This is a genomic window from Pseudomonas lundensis (assembly GCF_002269125.1).
GTDB classification, from domain to species: domain Bacteria; phylum Pseudomonadota; class Gammaproteobacteria; order Pseudomonadales; family Pseudomonadaceae; genus Aquipseudomonas; species Aquipseudomonas lundensis_A.
Genome location: NZ_NQKI01000015.1, coordinates 1 through 17,293, shown reverse-complemented (window position 1 = coordinate 17,293; position 17,293 = coordinate 1). Strand labels below are relative to the sequence as shown.

The 17,293-nt window shown below is 56.8% G+C and carries 13 protein-coding genes and 1 pseudogene; 6 read left to right on the top strand and 8 right to left on the bottom strand.

Going from position 1 to position 17,293, the window contains the following annotated elements; translation table 11 throughout:
• Positions 1-1,275 (bottom strand): Wzz/FepE/Etk N-terminal domain-containing protein, encoded by a 1,275-nt coding sequence (locus tag CJF39_RS11350; protein WP_249275350.1) that lies wholly within the window; start codon positions 1,273-1,275, stop codon positions 1-3.
• 485 nt (positions 1,276-1,760) lie between these two features.
• Here CJF39_RS11350 and CJF39_RS11345 point away from each other — a divergent pair, with 485 nt between their 5' ends.
• Complete coding sequence (locus CJF39_RS11345; RefSeq protein ID WP_094993512.1) at positions 1,761-2,720, top strand: LysR family transcriptional regulator; 960 nt, start codon at positions 1,761-1,763, stop codon at positions 2,718-2,720.
• Positions 2,721-2,839: 119 nt separating this feature from the next.
• Here the strand turns inward: CJF39_RS11345 and fdhE are convergent, their stop codons facing one another.
• The 5 genes from fdhE to hemB form a co-directional block, all read right to left on the bottom strand.
• Positions 2,840-3,748 (bottom strand): formate dehydrogenase accessory protein FdhE, encoded by a 909-nt coding sequence (gene fdhE, locus CJF39_RS11340; RefSeq protein ID WP_094993511.1) that lies wholly within the window; start codon positions 3,746-3,748, stop codon positions 2,840-2,842.
• Positions 3,745-4,380 (bottom strand): formate dehydrogenase subunit gamma, encoded by a 636-nt coding sequence (locus CJF39_RS11335; protein ID WP_094993510.1) that lies wholly within the window; start codon positions 4,378-4,380, stop codon positions 3,745-3,747. Before CJF39_RS11335 ends, fdhE begins: the two co-directional genes overlap by 4 nt.
• The gene (gene fdxH, locus CJF39_RS11330) at positions 4,377-5,297 is read right to left on the bottom strand and encodes a formate dehydrogenase subunit beta (protein WP_275942194.1); all 921 of its coding nucleotides are present in this window, start codon (positions 5,295-5,297) and stop codon (positions 4,377-4,379) included. Before fdxH ends, CJF39_RS11335 begins: the two co-directional genes overlap by 4 nt.
• 18 nt (positions 5,298-5,315) lie before the next feature.
• On the bottom strand, positions 5,316-8,369 hold the full coding sequence (gene fdnG / locus CJF39_RS11325; protein WP_094993508.1) for a formate dehydrogenase-N subunit alpha: 3,054 nt from the start codon (positions 8,367-8,369) through the stop codon (positions 5,316-5,318).
• Between the two features lie 230 nt (positions 8,370-8,599).
• On the bottom strand, positions 8,600-9,574 hold the full coding sequence (hemB, locus tag CJF39_RS11320; RefSeq protein WP_094993507.1) for a porphobilinogen synthase: 975 nt from the start codon (positions 9,572-9,574) through the stop codon (positions 8,600-8,602).
• A gap of 181 nt (positions 9,575-9,755) precedes the next feature.
• On the opposite strand from hemB, the gene CJF39_RS11315 reads away from it, so the two are divergent.
• The 4 genes from CJF39_RS11315 to CJF39_RS11300 all read left to right on the top strand — a co-directional run bounded on the left by CJF39_RS11315 (position 9,756) and on the right by CJF39_RS11300 (position 13,716).
• Positions 9,756-10,052, top strand: a complete 297-nt coding sequence (locus CJF39_RS11315) for an ArsR/SmtB family transcription factor (protein WP_047274754.1) — start codon at positions 9,756-9,758, stop codon at positions 10,050-10,052.
• A gap of 54 nt (positions 10,053-10,106) precedes the next feature.
• Complete coding sequence (locus CJF39_RS11310; protein ID WP_094993506.1) at positions 10,107-11,117, top strand: zinc-dependent alcohol dehydrogenase family protein; 1,011 nt, start codon at positions 10,107-10,109, stop codon at positions 11,115-11,117.
• Between the two features lie 82 nt (positions 11,118-11,199).
• Positions 11,200-11,673: a YbaK/EbsC family protein gene (locus tag CJF39_RS11305; protein ID WP_094993505.1), complete on the top strand. Its 474-nt coding sequence runs from the start codon at positions 11,200-11,202 to the stop codon at positions 11,671-11,673.
• A gap of 171 nt (positions 11,674-11,844) precedes the next feature.
• Positions 11,845-13,716, top strand: coding sequence for a DUF3857 domain-containing transglutaminase family protein (locus CJF39_RS11300; RefSeq protein ID WP_094993504.1), 1,872 nt, complete (start codon positions 11,845-11,847; stop codon positions 13,714-13,716).
• Between the two features lie 59 nt (positions 13,717-13,775).
• On the opposite strand, the gene pgm is transcribed toward CJF39_RS11300, so the two are convergent.
• Positions 13,776-15,416, bottom strand: coding sequence for a phosphoglucomutase (alpha-D-glucose-1,6-bisphosphate-dependent) (pgm, locus tag CJF39_RS11295; protein ID WP_094993503.1), 1,641 nt, complete (start codon positions 15,414-15,416; stop codon positions 13,776-13,778).
• Between the two features lie 249 nt (positions 15,417-15,665).
• Here pgm and eco point away from each other — a divergent pair, with 249 nt between their 5' ends.
• A complete protein-coding gene (gene eco / locus CJF39_RS11290; RefSeq protein ID WP_094993502.1) occupies positions 15,666-16,148 on the top strand; it encodes a serine protease inhibitor ecotin in 483 nt (160 codons plus the stop codon).
• A gap of 53 nt (positions 16,149-16,201) precedes the next feature.
• Here eco and CJF39_RS11285 read toward each other — a convergent pair.
• Positions 16,202-17,098, bottom strand: a pseudogene (locus CJF39_RS11285) (PQQ-dependent sugar dehydrogenase); the annotation flags it as partial.
• Positions 17,099-17,293: the final 195 nt, after the last annotated feature.

The window sequence follows — 17,293 nt, the reverse complement described above, 5'->3', positions numbered from 1 at the left end:
TTACGACGCCACACGGCGGCTGACAACCAAAAAACGCACCGTGGCGATGCCCAGCCCCAGCAAACAACCCAGTATCAGACCTAGCCCGACAATCAGCGCCTTTTTGGGCTTGCTCGGACTGGCCGGTGTCTGTGCCTTACGATCGATGCTGACAATTCCCAGCTTGCTCATGTCGGTATTCAAATTGCCAAGACGTACAACTTCAGCTCGCAGCGGCTCGATGTTTTTCAGGAACAAATCTTCATTCGAGCGTTTTGCGAGCTGTTCAACCTGTCGATTGACCTCCAGCATCTGCAATTTTTTGCCGATGGTTGAGATGCGTTTGTCGGTGAAATCGTCCGATGTCCGTTTAAGCAACGCGGCGCGCTCGGCTTCAAGGGCTTGAGTGCCCATGAAATACAACGGAATGCTTTGAGAGGTGATTTCCGTGCGCATCACTTGGGTTGAGCCTTTACCGGCGTCCGACATGGCAGAGGGTGTTGTGGGACGGGTAATACCCAATGAACGTGCAATCGAAATGGCTTCCGAGAGCTGTGCAATACGCGACTCGCGTTCGGTTTTTAACTGCAGGCGCAATGCCTGCAACTCATCTTTCAGTTTTGCGCGCTCAAGCGTATCGGTTTCAATCAGTGTCGCAATCTTGCCTTCTTTATCTGACTTGTAACCGGAGCGAGCAGCATCAATTTTTTCTTCCAGCTCTCTAAGTCGGTTATTAATGATGACTTTGAGGTCTGCACCAATTTGGGCACGCTGATTATTGATCGCGTATTCAACAAAACCGTTAAGAATTTTTACCCCGTCAACACTCTCGGGATACGTCATTTCCAATTTGAGGAAAGGGCTGAGCGAATCCTGCTTTTTTGGATCCGGTTGTATGAGGTTGATGGCATCGCGGTTAAAAATTTCGAAACTTTGCTCGAGCGTTACTCCTTTTTTTTGCAACGGCTCAAACAGTTCCAGATGCGATTCAAAAAAATTGAAGCGCGTTTCGTAGGAATCCAGCGCTGCACCAACTTTGAGCAGGGCTTCGGTCGGTGGCAGCTTGTAGACCTCCGAACGGTTGAGGGCATCCAACTCATTGATCGCCGCCGGCCTGAGCACGGTGCTGGCCTGGTACTCACGCGGAGCAAGCATGGCGTAGCCCAAGGCCAGGGCGCCTACCACACAGGTGGTGCCCAGGATCAGTTTCTTTTGTTGCCAGAGTGATTGAATCAGAGCAAACAGATCAATTTCGTCAGTCGAAGTTTCTGCTAGCGGATGCTGAATAGTTTTCAAAAAATGCACCTTGTGAGTAGAACTTCTTGGCAAGTTCACCGCTTGACTGTTTAAACACCTATCGGCTAGGCCTTTCTCAAGCTACGTCAGACAGACCATTCTAGAAAAAGATCCCTGCATTTAGAATCAAGCACATACCGCGCCAAAATCAAGTGATGCCAAAGTGATATCTCGTAATTTTCTTATAAACAAAGATCCGTTCTCATTCCGAAAGACAATTTACTTCAAAAAGTTAAGAAACTTCCTACGACGATCTCTGAGTCAGCGCCTAAATACAGCCCTTCCAGCCTATATAAATAATGGATCCAAACGCTTTCTATTGGGGACAATCGTTTAGTGCCGTAAACATCCATGAGGCCTGCCTGCGTTCCTCAGGTTCGGAACGCGGATAAAACGCCCCGTGATGTCAAAGCGGCATATTTTCCCTGCCTGTGTAATCATCTGCGCCACAAAAAAACACGCTGACGTGTGGAGCAACAATCAGGATGGATATTTTTCAGGCGATGCGGGTTTTCGTGCGAGTGGTCGAAACCGGCAGCTTCACGGCCGCTGCTCAGGTATTAGGCTACTCCACGGCGCAAACTTCGCGTCTGTTGAGTGAACTGGAAGCCTCGCTGCAGGCACGCTTGCTGCAACGCAGCACACGGCGTCTGGCGCTGACCGAAGTCGGAACCCGCTACCTGGAACGTTGCCGCCTGATATTGGCCGAAGTTGAAGACGCCAATGCTGAAGCCGGTGGCGCGCACTTAACACCGCGTGGTCATTTGCGGGTGCAATCAACCACCGGCATAGGCATCCAACTGCTTGCGCCGTTGGTGGCGCGTTATGCGCAACTGTATCCAGAGGTCAATGTGGATTTGACCCTTTCACAGCGTCAGCCCGATTTACTCGAAGAAGGCCATGATGTGGTCATCACGCTGTCTTCTCACTTGCCCGACTCCGAGCTGGTAGGCCAAGCGCTGGGCACTATCTCCAGCGTGATCAGTGCCGCGCCCTCCTACCTCGAGCGCTATGGTATTCCGCAAACGCCTGACGACCTTGCCAACCACCGCTGCCTGCATCTGGTCGATCCGATGTTTACGGATAGCTGGGTATTCCGTGATGAGCAGGGTGAGCAATCCGTACGCCCCGGCGAGGTGTTTCAGGTCAATGTCGCAGAAGCCATGGCCCAGGCCGCTGAAGCAGGACTCGGCGTGTGCTTGCTGCCCGATTACGTTGCCGTGGACTCATACAAACGCAAAGGCTTGGTGCGCTTGTTGCCGCACTACCGGCTGCACGAAAAAAGCATTTACGCGCTCTACCCTTCACGCCGATTTCTGGATGCTAAAGTCAAAACCTGGGTCGAATTTCTCAAACAGGAAATACCCGGCATGCTTGAAGCGCACCAGGCCACGGTGAATGACCCGGCGCATTGGGCTCAGGCGTTGACTGCACGCAACCACTGATTTACGCATTGACACCGCCAGCGGTTTCAACCGATATGCCGTCAGCGTGGCTGAGCAGGCTGCCTGGCCGGCACACGACCCGGCACACGACCCGGCACCGTTTTCTTCAGTGGCATCGCCTAGCCTGGGAACAAAAATGGGTTCAGCCCGCTGCGGGCAAACCCTTGCTCTTCAATTTTGGCATCGAGCATCAGTGAGGCCAGGTCATCTGCGAAGGTTTCCAGCGTTGAATCCCGGTCCAGGTACAAGACCTTCAGGTAACTGTGACAATCCAGACAGCTTTCAGCCTTGATGCTGGCTTCTTTACTGTCCAGCGACCAATAGTCGAGGTTGCCAGTCTGCTCGCAATTGCTGCATTTGGCTCTGACCATGTGCCAACGGCTTTCACACAAGCGGCAATGCAAATACCTAAGCCCATTTTGAGCACCACCCAACACCACGCTGGTCGATGGTTCGCTATTACACACCGGGCAAAACTGGCGATGCTCACCATAGTCAGCGTGCCCGCTTGCCGGTAATTGCGCGGCCAGCTGCGTCCAATACAACGAGAGCGCCGCCCAGATAAACAGCGCTCTGCCACTGCCGACTTCGCTGTGATGGCCACTGAGCAGTGCGCTGGCCTGACGGTCCAGTTGATCGGCTTGGGTATCACGTAACCCGGCAATCACCTCCTCAACTGCATCAGTGGCTTGAGGCAGTTGATCGAGCATGGCCAACAACACCTCTTGCCAATAGCCGTCGCGTGGCAGTGTGACGTAATCCAGCGGTGCACCTCCTTGCCCCATGCGCGCAGTGGCCGCATCAACCCACTGTGCAGGCAATGGATGCTGTACCAGGACGTGTTGCTGCGCCTGAACCAGGCGCGCCACAAAGTTCAGGTAGTCCGCCATTGGATGGTCGATGGCCAGCGCCTGCAAACGTTCGGCGCGCCGCTGATAACGTTGTTTGAGCGAGGGCAACAACAAGGGCGTAATCCGGCCGATTCCACCGGTAGGTGTTTCAATCGGCGTCAGCTTGATGCTGCTCATGGATGGTCCTTCTTCGAATCAATCTGTTTAAACCAGCGATCGTGGTGGGTTTTAGCCCACTTGCGCGAGACGTAACCGGTGACCATGCCGCCGATCGAGCCTTTGACCCAAAACCCCATATAGGCGTGGCCAATAACCAGCAGGATCAGGCAAATACCGGTCAATGAATGCATCAGCGCCCCGACGCGTATCACTGGAATCGGGAAAAACGGCGCAAAGTAAGGACGCCAGATCAAAATGCCACTGATCAACAACAGCGTGATCAGGCCCATGATTCCCCAGAACAACAGCTTTTGCCCTGCATTGTATTTACCCACCTGCAACGACGTGGTGTGACGGCCCATCAGGACATCCTTGACGTTGGCGAACCACAGGCGGTCTTGGGGTTCTGGCATGTTGTACTTCACCAATCGCACGAACAGGAACATGAGGGCCAAAAACACCACCACACCCAGGAACGGGTGCAGGATCCGCGCCAGCTGCGGAGTGCCCAATACATGGCTAAGCCAGCTCATCGACGGGAAAAACCACGACAACCCCGACAGCGCCACCAACATGAAACAAATGACCATCAGCCAGTGGCACATGCGCTCGGCAAACGGGGTACGCAGAATCATGTCTTTAGGGTTCATGAGTGCTTCTCCTGTTCCGTGGGCGTGGGGGCTTTTTTATCAGCGTCGATGTCGTCGTCCGACTCATCGGTGGTCAACGGTCCTACGCCAACGTAGTGGAACAGCGTGCCTGCCAAGGTGGCAAAAAACGCCACTGCGGCGACGGGCTTGAGCCAGCCTTTCCAGCCTTCCACCACATTGCTGATCCGAGGGTCGGCTGGCAGATTGTGGTAAAGCTGCGGTTTGTCGGCATGTTGCAACACGTACATCACGTGGGTGCCGCCCACGCCTTGTGGGTCATACACCCCGGCATGTGCGAAACCGCGGGTGTTGAGTTCGGCCACCCGCTCATTGGCCAAGTGTTTCATGTCGGCTTTGCTGCCGAAGTTGATGGCCCCGGTCGGGCACGTCTTAACACAGGCCGGCTCCTGACCCACGCTCACGCGGTCAATGCACAACGTGCACTTATAGGCTTTGTTGTCCTTCTTGCTGATGCGCGGCACATCGAACGGACAGCCTGCGATGCAATAGCCACACCCGATGCAGTGGTCCGAGCGAAAATCGACAATGCCGTTGGCATATTGCACGATCGCCCCCGGCGCCGGACACGCTTTGAGGCAGCCTGGGTCAGCGCAGTGCATGCAGCCGTCCTTGCGGATGAGCCATTCAAGCTTGCCGTTTTCGTCTTCCACCTCGTCGAAACGCATCAGGGTCCAGGTTTCGGCCGACAAGTCCGCCGGGTTGTCATAAACCCCCACGTTATGACCAACCTCATCTCGCAGGTCGTTCCACTCACCGCACGCCACCTGGCAGGCCTTGCAGCCGATGCAGATGGTGACGTCGATCAGTTTGGCCACGTGCACTTCACTGTCACGCACCTGTGGGGCGGGCGTCAGGCTATTGGTCGCAGAGCGCTTGATAATGTCTTGGGATTGCATGGACATGAGCTTTCTCCCTTACGCCTTTTCCACGTTGACAAGGAAAGCCTTGTACTCAGGCGTCTGCGCATTCGCGTCGCCGATGGCTGGGGTCAGGGTGTTGGCCAGGTAGCCCTTGCGGGTTTCCCCTTCGTATCCCCAATGGCACGGAATGCCGATGGTATCGACCTCCTGCCCGCCCACTTGCAGGGTGCGGATGCGTTTGGTCACCACCGCTTTGGCCTTGATGTAGCCGCGCTTGGTGCTGACCTTGACCCAGTCACCCTGGACAATGCCTTTCTTATTCGCCAGGTTTTCGCCAATCTCAATGAACTGTTCCGGCTGCAACACGGCGTTGATACGCGAGTGTTTGGTCCAATGGCGGAACAGTTCCGTGATCGAGTACGTGGTGGCGACGTACGGAAATTCTGCTGCTGTCCCCAGTCGCGCCTGGTCGTAAGGAAAAATACGCACCGTAGGGTTGTAAACCGTACTCGGGTGCAGCGGGTTGCGCCCTGTGGGTGATTCCGTCGGCTCGTAATGTTCCGGGAACGGACCGTCCACCAACGTATCAATGGCGTATAAACGCCCTACCCCTTCAGGCAGCATGATGAATGGGCTGGCCTTACTGCCGGGCGGCAGGGTGGCCGGGAAGTCCGGCACATCGATGCCGGTCCAGCGCTGGCCGTTCCACTCAATGATTTTGCGCGCCGGGTCCCAAGGCTTGCCTTGAGGGTCGGCTGACGCACGGTTGTAGAGGATGCGACGGTTTTGCGGCCACGCCCAGGCCCAGCCCAGCGTACTGCCCAGGCCTGATGGGTCGGCGTTGTCGCGGCGTGCCATCTGGTTGCCTTGCGGGGTCCAGGAGCCGGCAAATATCCAGTTGAAACTGGCGGTGGTGCCGTCATCGCGCAATTGCGAGAAGTCGCTGAGCAATTCCCCTTTACGCACCGTGACATTGCCCTGTGCGTCTTTGAGATCTTCCAGTGCAAAGCCGTTGGCCTCTTGCGCCACTTCTTCGGGCGTGGGGTCCAGCGGGTCACGGTAATTCCACGCCATGTTCAACAGCGGCGCGGGGTTAGCGCCACCTTCTTGCTCATACATCTGGCGAAGTTTGACGAACAGATGGCCCAAAATTTTGCCGTCATGCCACGCTTCATTCGGCGGCGCTGCACCTGCCCAATGCCATTGCAGCCAGCGGCCCGAGTTGACGATGGAGCCGTTTTCTTCGGCAAAACAGGAGGATGGCAAACGGAACACTTCGGTCTTGATGCTGGCGGTATCGACGTCGTTCTGGTCGCCGTAGTTCTTCCAGAAGCTGGAGGTCTCGGTCACCAGCGGGTCAATGATCACCAGGTACTTGAGTTTGGACAACGCGGCGCTGGCCTTGTTTTTGTCCGGGAAGGCCGCAATCGGGTTGAAGCCTTGGGCAATGTACCCATTGACCTGCCCGTCGTACATCATCTCCAGATAGCGCAACACGTCGTAACTTTTATCCCACTTGGGCAACCAGTCAAACCCCCAGTCGTTGGCTGTGGTAGCGTTATCACCCCAGAAGGTTTTCATCATGCTGGTGAAAAATTTTGGCGTGTTTTGGTAGTAGTTGACCTGTTCGGGCAACAAGGCCTTGGGTGTGGTTTGTTTGAGGTAAGTGGCCAAATCGGTTTGCTGGTCACTGGGCAAATTCATGTAGCCCGGCAACCGCAACGACAGCAGCCCAATGTCGGTGTAACCCTGAATATTGGAGTGGCCGCGCAAGGCGTTAACGCCGCCGCCAGCCATGCCGATGTTGCCGAGCAGCAATTGAATCATTCCGGCACCGCGAATCATCTGCACGCCACTGGAGTGGTGAGTCCAACCCAGCGCATAGAGGAAGGTCGTGGTGCGATTCGGCACACTGGTTTCACCGATGATGCGGCAAATTTCCAGGAAGTCTTCTTTAGGCGTGCCGCAAATGTCAGTCACGACGTCGGGCGTGTAACGGCTGACGTGGGCTTTAAGCAGGTTCCACACACAGCGCGGATGGCTGTAGGTTTCGTCGCGTCGGGCGAAGCCGTTTTCGTCGACTTCATACATCCATTCGCTGCGATCGTATTGCTTTTTGGCCGGATCAAAACCGCTGAACAGGCCTTCTTCGAAGGTATAGCTGTCACGCACGATCAGCGGCGCGTTGGTGTAGGCCCGCACATACTCATGGTGAATGCGGTCATGGGTGATCAGGTAGTTGATCATGCCCATCAGGAAGGCAATGTCAGACCCAGCGCGGATCGGCGAGTAGAGATCCGCCACCGCAGCACTGCGGTTGAAGCGCGGATCGACCACGATGACTTTGGCGCCATTACGGATCTTGGCTTCGACCACCCATTTGAAACCCACCGGGTGCGCTTCGGCGGGGTTGCCGCCCATGATCAGCACCACGTTGGCATTTTTGATATCAACCCAGTTGTTGGTCATCGCACCGCGGCCCAACGTTGGCGCCAGGGCCGATACAGTAGGTGCGTGACACAGCCGCGCCTGGCAATCGATGCCGAGCATGCCCAGCGCACGGGTGAAACGTTGATCGAGGAAGCCGGTTTCGTTACTGGCCGCCGACGAGCACAGCATGCCCGTGGTCAACCAGCGGTTAACGGTCACGCCGTCGGCGTTCTTTTCGATAAAGTTGGCGTCCCGGTCGTCTTTCATCAAACGGGTGATACGGGTGATGGCTTCGTCCCAACTGATGCGTTGCCACTCGTTGGAGCCGGGGGCGCGGTATTCCGGGTATTTAAGACGCTGTTCGCTGTAGATGAAGTCAATCAGGCCAGCGCCTTTGGGGCACAGCGAGCCTCGGCTGACCGGGTGATCCGGGTCGCCTTCGATATGGAAGATGCGGGCTTTGACGTTCTTCGCGCCGTCACCCAGGCTGTACATCAAGATCCCGCAACCCACCGAGCAATAGGTGCAGTTGTTACGGGTTTCTTTGGCGCGTAACAGTTTGTATTGGCGGGAGGGATCTGCTTGAGCAAGACCGGGGGCAAACCCGAGTGATGCAACTGTGGCCGTGGCTACACCGGCCGTACAAAGTTTGACGAACTGTCTTCTGCCGACGTCCATAAATCTCCTCAAGATCCGTGCGCTATGCCGGACACAGAGTCGTTCCCGCCTCACGGTGACGGGATACGCTCAGGCTTTTTTATCTAATGACCATAGCCAACTTCCGCTCGCACGCGAGGAAAAATCAACCCTAAGGAATATGACAAAAAGCGCCGCAGCGTTATTGACGGACGTCAAGAAAGATGTGAATGGCGGCAAACTGCGCGGGTACGCCGTTTGCCGCTGGCGACTTAAATGCCTTGCAGGGCAAGGTCCATCGCAAAGTAGGTGAGGATCATGTCGGCACCGGCGCGCTTGATCGAGCCCAGGCTTTCACGCACCACACGGGCCTCATCGATGGCCCCCGCCTGTGCGCCAAACTTGATCATCGCGTATTCGCCGCTGACCTGATATGCCGCCAGCGGTAAACGCGAGGCTTCACGGATGTCGCGAATGATATCCAGATAAGCCCCGGCCGGCTTGACCATCAAGACGTCCGCGCCCTCCTGTTCGTCCAGCAAGGACTCGCGAATCGCTTCGCGGCGGTTCATCGGGTTCATTTGGTATGACTTGCGGTCGCCCTTCAATGCACTGCCGCCTGCTTCACGGAACGGGCCGTACAGGGCCGAGGCGAACTTGGTGGAATACGCCATGATCGACGTGTCCAGAAACCCCGCGCCATCCAGCGCACTGCGAATCGCTTGCACCTGGCCATCCATCGCGGCCGAAGGCGAGATGAAGTCAGCGCCCGCAGCCGCAGCTGCCACGGCTTGCTTGCCGAGATTGATCAACGTCGCGTCGTTGTCCACGCCATGGTCATGCATCACGCCGCAGTGGCCGTGGGAGGTGTATTCGCAGAAGCAGGTGTCGCTCATGACCACCATGTCCGGCGCCGCGTCTTTGCTGATGCGCACCATGCGCGACACCAGCCCGTCTTCACGCATGGCATCGCTGCCAGTGGCGTCCAGATGGTGCGACACGCCAAACAGCATCACTGACTTGATACCGGCGCGCGCGTACCGCTCGATTTCGCCCGCCAGTTTCGACTCAGGGATGCGCATGACACCCGGCATGCTGGTAATGGGCACGAAGTCGTCGATTTCTTCCTCAACAAAAATCGGCAACACCAGGTCATTAAGGCTGAATTCGGTTTCCTGGAACAGGTCGCGAAGGGTTTGGGAGCGACGCAAACGACGCGGGCGAACAGCGGGGAACTGGTTAGGCATCATGGTTCCTGAGGGGCAGGTTCATAAGACAAGTGAGCCTTGGCCAAGGCTCAATGGCGCAACAAATACAGGATTGACCCCTGAATTGCAAAACATCCGGCCCACCTGCGCGCCATTGCCGCGCCCGGCATATCAGGCGTGCGGGTTGAACATTTCGTTAAAAGGCGTAATATCGCCGCCCATGATTCTCGAACAGCTCAAAGCGCTGGGCAATGACACTCGCATGCAAATGATGGAGTGGCTCAAAGACCCACTTACCCATTTCCCGCCACAGGATCACGGAGATCCTGCTATCGGTGTCTGCGTGACCCACTTGCAGCACAAGGCAGGGCTTTCACCCTCCACGGCTTCCGCGCATCTGGCCATTTTGCAGCGTGCCGGCTTTGTCTTGACCACGCGCATTGGCAAATGGACCTATTACCGGCGCAACGAGCAGGCGATTGATGACTTTGCGGCTAGGCTGAAAATCGAGTTGTAATTTTTACCTATACATTTCGTCGTTTTGCGTAATGTAAAAATATGAGGAACTTCCATGAGCACTAAAACCATTTTCGTCCAACCCGGTGGTGGCTATGACAACGTGGTTGTCGGCAGCAGCGAAGTGCGCGCGCCAGCGGGCGGCGAAATTACCGTGCGACTGCATGCCAACTCCCTGAACTATCACGATTTCGCTGTGGTTAGCGGCATGTGGGGGCCGTCTGAAAAGCGCATCCCGATGGCCGATGGTGCGGGAGAAGTGATCGCGGTAGGCCCGGACGTAACCGAATTCAAGGTCGGGGATTCAGTCGTCAGCACTTTCTTCCCCGAGTGGATTGATGGCACTCCGTTGGTGGAAGGGTTTGTCACCGTTCCGGGGGATGGCATTGACGGCTACGCCCGCGAGCACGTGACGGCCAAAGCGACCGCTTTCACACTGGCCCCGACCGGTTACAGCCACGCTGAAGCCTCGACCCTGACCACCGCGGGCCTGACAGCCTGGCGTGCGCTGATGGCCGATGACTCGCTCAAACCCGGCGACACCGTGCTGGTACAAGGCACGGGAGGGGTTTCAATTTTTGCTCTGCAATTCGCGAAAATGGCCGGTGCAACCGTCATTGCCACCTCCTCCAGCGATGAAAAGCTGGAGCGTCTGAAAGCGCTGGGGGCCGACCACGTCATCAACTACCGCAAAGACACCCGTTGGGGCGAGACCGCCCGCGCACTGACCGGGGGCCGTGGCGTCGATCACATCATCGAAGTGGGTGGCCCCGCGACCCTTGAGCAATCGATGATTGCCGTGCGCGTCGCCGGGCACATCTCGATCATTGGCATTTTGAGCGGCGTCAGCGGCGCCATGGACTTCGTACCTGCACTGGTCAAGCAAGTTCGCCTGCAGGGCGTGCTGGTCGGCAGCCGCAGTCAGCAACAAGACATGATCCGCGCCATCAATGCCAACGGCATGCGTCCGGTCATCGATCGTCACTTCCCGCTGACCGATATTGTTGAAGCCTTCAAATACCAGGAAACCAACCAGCATTTCGGCAAAATCTGCCTGGACATCTAAACGCGATACCGCCGCAAGGCGCATTGACAGTGCGCTTGCGGCTTCACTAGATTCAGGCTTTTGCCCCCACGAGCGAAGCCTAATGAGCCTTGAATCTGTACGTGCGTTCTTTAACGCCAACGCCCCCGACCTGCACATCATCGAATTGGCCACCAGCACGGCGACGGTTGCACTGGCCGCCGAAGCCCATGGGGTCGAACCCGGTCAAATCGCCAAAACCCTGGCCTTTCGCGTTGGCGAGCGCAACGTATTACTGGTAGCTCGAGGTGACGCGCGGATCGATAACAAAAAGATCAAAGACGCCTTGGGCAGCAAAGCCAAAATGCTGGACGCCGAAACCGTGGTGGCACTCACCAGTCATCCAGTCGGCGGTGTCTGCCCTTTCGGGCTGGCGACTGACCTGCCCGTTTACTGCGACATTTCCCTGCAAAGCTTTACCGAAGTCATGCCTGCCGCGGGCGCCACGCACACCGCGGTAAAGCTATGCCCCACGCGCCTGGCAGCGCTGGTCAACGCGCAGTGGGTCGATGTGTGCCAGCCGCTTCCTGCCGCCTGATAATTGGAGAAGGCTCTAGCTCGGGCCTCTCCGCTGCATTAATTGTCCTACAATGTAGAAATTACAGTTGAGATCGATTATCATCCGCCACTCGCGCAGAACCCTACACCGCTAATCAACAATCATTAAAACGTCGCAGGTGCTGCTTTAAAGGAATGACCTGAGGCGCTCATGCACCGCTTTACTTTCAGCAAATCGTTGATTTGCGCAACATTGGGGATTGTCAGCCTGCCCTCTTTCGCGGCATTGCAACCAGCGTCAGATGCGGCGCTGGCCGGCGAAACACAACGCACCTGCCACTTCAACAAAGACACCAGCAGCGACTGCACCACCACTTACCGTTACACCATCCTGACCAACAATGGGCGAGAGATGCTATCGCGCATTGACTTCAGCTTCCCCGAAACGGACCGGCTGGACATCATCGACGCCCACTCCACCCAGCCCGGTGGCACACCGCAGCCATTGGCTGAATCGCAAATCGACACGCGTATGGCACCCAACCCGGATCAGGGCTTTTTGCGGGCCAAACAAACGTCCATTGCGTTTCCAAACCTGCGCGTCGGCACCCAGCTCACCTACACCGTGCGTGAACACACCACGGCCAAACCGCTGATGGAGCACTTCCATTACCAGATGACATTCGGCCCCAGCCCGGTTCGCACGGATGTGTTCAAAGGCACGTTCACCGCCGAGCAGCCGATTGTCTGGCGCAGCGAACAGATGGAGGATTTCATCTTCACACCCTCGGCCGATCACAAAACGCTGGTGATCGAGCAAAAGAAACCGCGCTTTGTGAATTACATCAACGAAGCAGGCAATGGCTACATCCGCCAGGTGCCACGGGTTGAAATCGGCAGCTCTAGCCAGTTACAGGATTACTTCGGGCCTTTCGCCAAACGCTACAACGAAATTCTCGCTGCGCGCCTGCCTGCCGGTGCCGCAAAAACCGTCTCCGGGCTCAAGGGCTTGCCGCCTGCACAGCAAGTAGCCGGTGTGATGCAGTACATCCACGATCAATACCGCTACATGGGCGACTGGCGCGCTACCGACCGAGGGTATGTGCCATTCAGCCTGAGCGAGATCGAAGTGCGTGGCTACGGCGACTGCAAGGATTTATCGGTGTTGCTGACGGCCATGTTAAAAGCCAGTGGCATCAACGCGCACACCACCTGGGTCAGCCGGGGCACAACGCCGCTCAGCCTGCTGCTGCCCGGCACCAGCTCCGCCAACCACGCCATCGTGCGTGCTGAAGTCGATGGGCACGTCTGGTGGCTGGACCCGACCAATCCGGTGTTCATGCCAGGGCGCAGCATGCCGGACATTCAGGATCGCTGGGCGCTGGTCATCGATGATCAAGGCACGGTGCGTCAGGAACACATCCCCGAAGCCCCGGCTACTGTGAGCATGGACGTGAAAAAGTTTGAACACTTCAATGACGAAGGACAGGCGCGCACCACGGCGCAGGTGCAGATGGGGCAAATGATGTTGATGCAGCTCAGCTACGCCGACACGGAATCAGGGGTCTCTGCCACCGACCTGAACCTGTGTAACAACTTTGGCAAAGAGATCAGTGATTGCACCATCACCCGTGAAAAAACCGGTTTTGTGGTCCCGCAGCATTATAGGGTTCACGCCCGCCTGACCAACCTGCGCCCATTGGAGAACATGGCCGGGCAGTTGATCTATAAACCCGCGTTCATGACCGAGCGCTGGGACAGCCTGATGAACTATCGACGCACAGGCCAACTGGCAGACTTGTATATGGGGGATCCGGAAACGATGACCTACGACATCACCCTTTCAGGTGCCAAGGTGGCCAAGCTCATCAACACCTGCAAGGTCAATTCACCCTGGTTTGATCTGGAGCTGAGCAGCCAGCGCAATAAAGGTGAATACCGTTACCGGTACTCCGTGACGCAAAAACACAGTTGGCTGAGCCATGACGCGATCATGAGCGCCCCGTTCGAAGCGATGCTGCAGCAAGCCCGAGCGTGCAACGAACAAATGCAACAACGGGTGCAACTCAACACCCAGGGTTGATAGCCGCCCTTTTAAAACGCCTGGTCCTGTAAAGGGATCAGGCGTTTTTGCAGCTGGGGTCAGGCGATTGCGGCGTCGACCAACACTTGAGCTTCTTCAACCAACCGGTTGAGGTGCTCGTCGCCGATGAAGCTCTCGGCGTAGATCTTGTAGATGTCTTCGGTGCCCGATGGGCGCGCAGCGAACCATCCGTTTTCGGTCATGACCTTCAGGCCGCCAATCGCCTGATGATTGCCGGGGGCATGGCTCAGAATTTGCGTGATGGCTTCACCCGCCAAGGTAGTCGACTTGACCTGATCCGGTGACAGCTTGCCCAGCAGCGCCTTTTGCGCAGGCGTCGCCTTGGCATCTACACGGGTTGAGAAAGGCTGTCCCAGGTCGTCGGTCATCTGCTGGTACAACTGCGACGGATCGCGACCGGTGCGGGCCGTCATCTCTGCGGCCAATAAAGACGGAATCAAACCATCCTTGTCTGTCGACCACACACTGCCATCGCGCCGCAGGAACGATGCCCCGGCGCTCTCTTCGCCACCGAAGCCGAGCGAACCGTCAAACAGGCCATCGGCAAACCACTTGAAGCCCACTGGCACTTCGTACAAACGACGGCCAAGACGCGCGGCCACCCGATCAATCAACCCGCTGCTGACCACGGTTTTGCCCACGGCCGCATCGACGCGCCATTGCGGACGATTGCGGAACAGGTAGTCGATGGAGACGGCGAGGTAATTGTTCGGCGCTAACAGGCCGCCCGAAGGGGTCACAATGCCATGACGGTCATGATCCGGGTCGCAGGCAAAGGCCACATCAAAACGCTCTTTCAGGCCGATCAGGCCTTGCATCGCATAGCTCGAGGACGGGTCCATGCGGATCCGCCCGTCCCAGTCGACGCACATAAAGCGGAACGTCGGGTCGACGGACGTGTTCACTACATCCAGATTCAAGCCGTAATGCTCACCGATTGCTGACCAGTAGCGTACGCCTGCGCCGCCAAGCGGATCGACTCCCAGACGCAGATTGGCACCGCGCAAGGTATCCATGTCGATGACGTTCTTCAGGTCAGCCACATAAGTGTTCAGGTAGTCGTGACGGTGCGTCGTACTGGCCTTGAGGGCTTGCTCATAACTGATGCGCTTCACACCCGCCAGCCTGGCGGCCAGTAATTCGTTGGCCTTGGCCTCAATCCACTTGGTGACGTCAGTGTCTGCCGGTCCGCCGTTGGGAGGGTTGTATTTGAAGCCACCACTTTCAGGCGGGTTATGCGAAGGCGTAATCACCACACCATCCGCCAGGCCAGACGTACGGCCGCGGTTATAGCAAAGGATGGCGTGGGAAATTGCGGGCGTCGGGGTGTACTCGTCTGCAGCGGCAATCATGGTCTCGACACCATTGGCAGCGAAGACTTCCAAAGCGCTCGCCCCGGCCGGGGTGGAGAGCGCGTGGGTGTCGATGCCGACGAACAGTGGGCCATTGATGCCCTTGGCGTGACGGTACAGGCAAATGGCCTGGCTGATGGCCAATACATGCCACTCATTGAAGCTTAACTCAAACGAGCTGCCGCGATGACCGGAGGTTCCGAACGCGACGCGCTGGGTCGCAATGCTGGCATCGGGCTGACCGGTGTAATAAGCGGTCACCAGTCGCGCAATATCGACCAGCAACTGTGCCGGCGCCGGTTTGCCCGCAAGAGGACTGAGTGTCATGCAAAACCTCGGGAAATAAATGATTCGGAGGAAAAAAAGCAGTTTACTGGCACTTCGACACTGGCGAGAAGCGATCTATCCCAGGCCTGCGCAATTGCCTGCGTTTTTGATGATCACAGGCTCTATTACGGCACGTGACGATGACCCGGTTTGCAACAAAACCTAGCTCATGGCAAAACTATGGCACTTTCCGGTGTTTTCGTGATCCAACCGGAGGCTTTCTTTCTGCACTGAATTTAAGGACACATCATGAAACCACTGGTCATCAGCGCGGCACTGTTGTTTTCGTTGAGTACGCTGAGCGGCGTTGCCAACGCCGCCAAACTGGAAGACGTGGCTCCCTACCCTAAAGCCGATAAGGGCTTTAGCCGACAAGTCATTCATTTGCCGACGCAGAAAAATGAAGACGATTACAAAGTCCAGATCATTGCCGGCAAGGCCCTGCAAGTGGACTGCAACAAGCAACGCCTGGGCGGCAAGCTGGAAGAGAAGACGCTCAAAGGCTGGGGCTACCCTATGTATCGCCTTAACAAGGTCAGCGGCCCGGCGACAACGCTGATGGCCTGCCCTGAAGGCAAAACGCACGCTGAATTCGTACCGGTCGTGGGGGAAGGGTTCATGCTGCGCTACAACAGCAAACTGCCTATCGTGCTGTACGTGCCCAAGGACATTGAAGTGCGTTATCGCATCTGGTCGGCCTCCAAGCAAATCAAGCAGGCCGTTGCCGAATAACTCTTTATGGGGCGCCACGGCCATACGGGGTGGCGCCCACGGATGCTTGCACGCTACTGCAGACCCACGCGATAAAGCACACCGTCTTTTTCATCGGTCAGCACATACAGATAACCGTCCGGACCTTGCTGCACGTCGCGAATCCGCGACTTCAATTCGCCCAGCAGGCGCTCTTCATGCACGACTTTGTCCCCGTCCAGTTGCAGGCGGATCAGGTTTTGGTCAGCCAATGCCCCAATGAACACATTGTGTTGCCAGGGCGTGAACCGAGTGGCGTCATAAAACGTCATGCCGCTTATACCCGGGGATTGCTCCCAGACATGATTGGGCCCTTTCATGCCTTCGACCGCCGCGCCCTGCGCTTCCGGAATGGGTTTGGAGGAGTAGTCAATCCCATGGGTTGCCATAGGCCAGCCATAATTGTTGCCGCGTTCGATCAGGTTGATTTCGTCCCCGCCTTTTGGCCCATGCTCATGGGTCCACAACGTGCCGGTCCAAGGGTTTAACGCAGCACCCTGTGGGTTGCGATGCCCATAAGACCAGATCTGCGGGCGTACATTGGCCTGGCCTACAAACGGATTGTCATCCGGCACACGCCCGTCCGGATAAATACGCACGACTTTGCCTTGCAGCTTGTCGAGGTCTTGGGCTGTCGGACGCTGATTGTTTTCGCCCAGCGCAATAAACAAATATCCGTCACGGTCAAACACCAGGCGTGAGCCGAAGTGGTTGCCGGTAGAGAGCTTGGGCGCCTGCGTAAACATGACTTCAAAATTGCTCAGCTTGGTGAGGTCGTCTGACAGCCGCCCACGCCCTACGACGGTGCCGGCCTTGCCCTCTTCTTCGCTACTTTGGGCATAGGACAAATACACCCATCGATCGCTAGGGAAGTTGGGCGATAGCACGACGTCCAACAACCCGCCTTGGCCCTTGGCCCAGACCTCCGGTATCAGTTCTGCATGAGATGAACCCGCAGCATTGCCATCAAAGGATAGGCCGGACGGCTACCTTCACCCTTCGGGTAATCAGGATGGGTTCAAATGAGTTTCATCTGATTTCGTACAGAGCCTAGGCTCTGTACGTAAACCCAAGAAATACGATTTTCTGTAAAATACACCGCCATTAAAGCCAGGAGGCCAAGATGG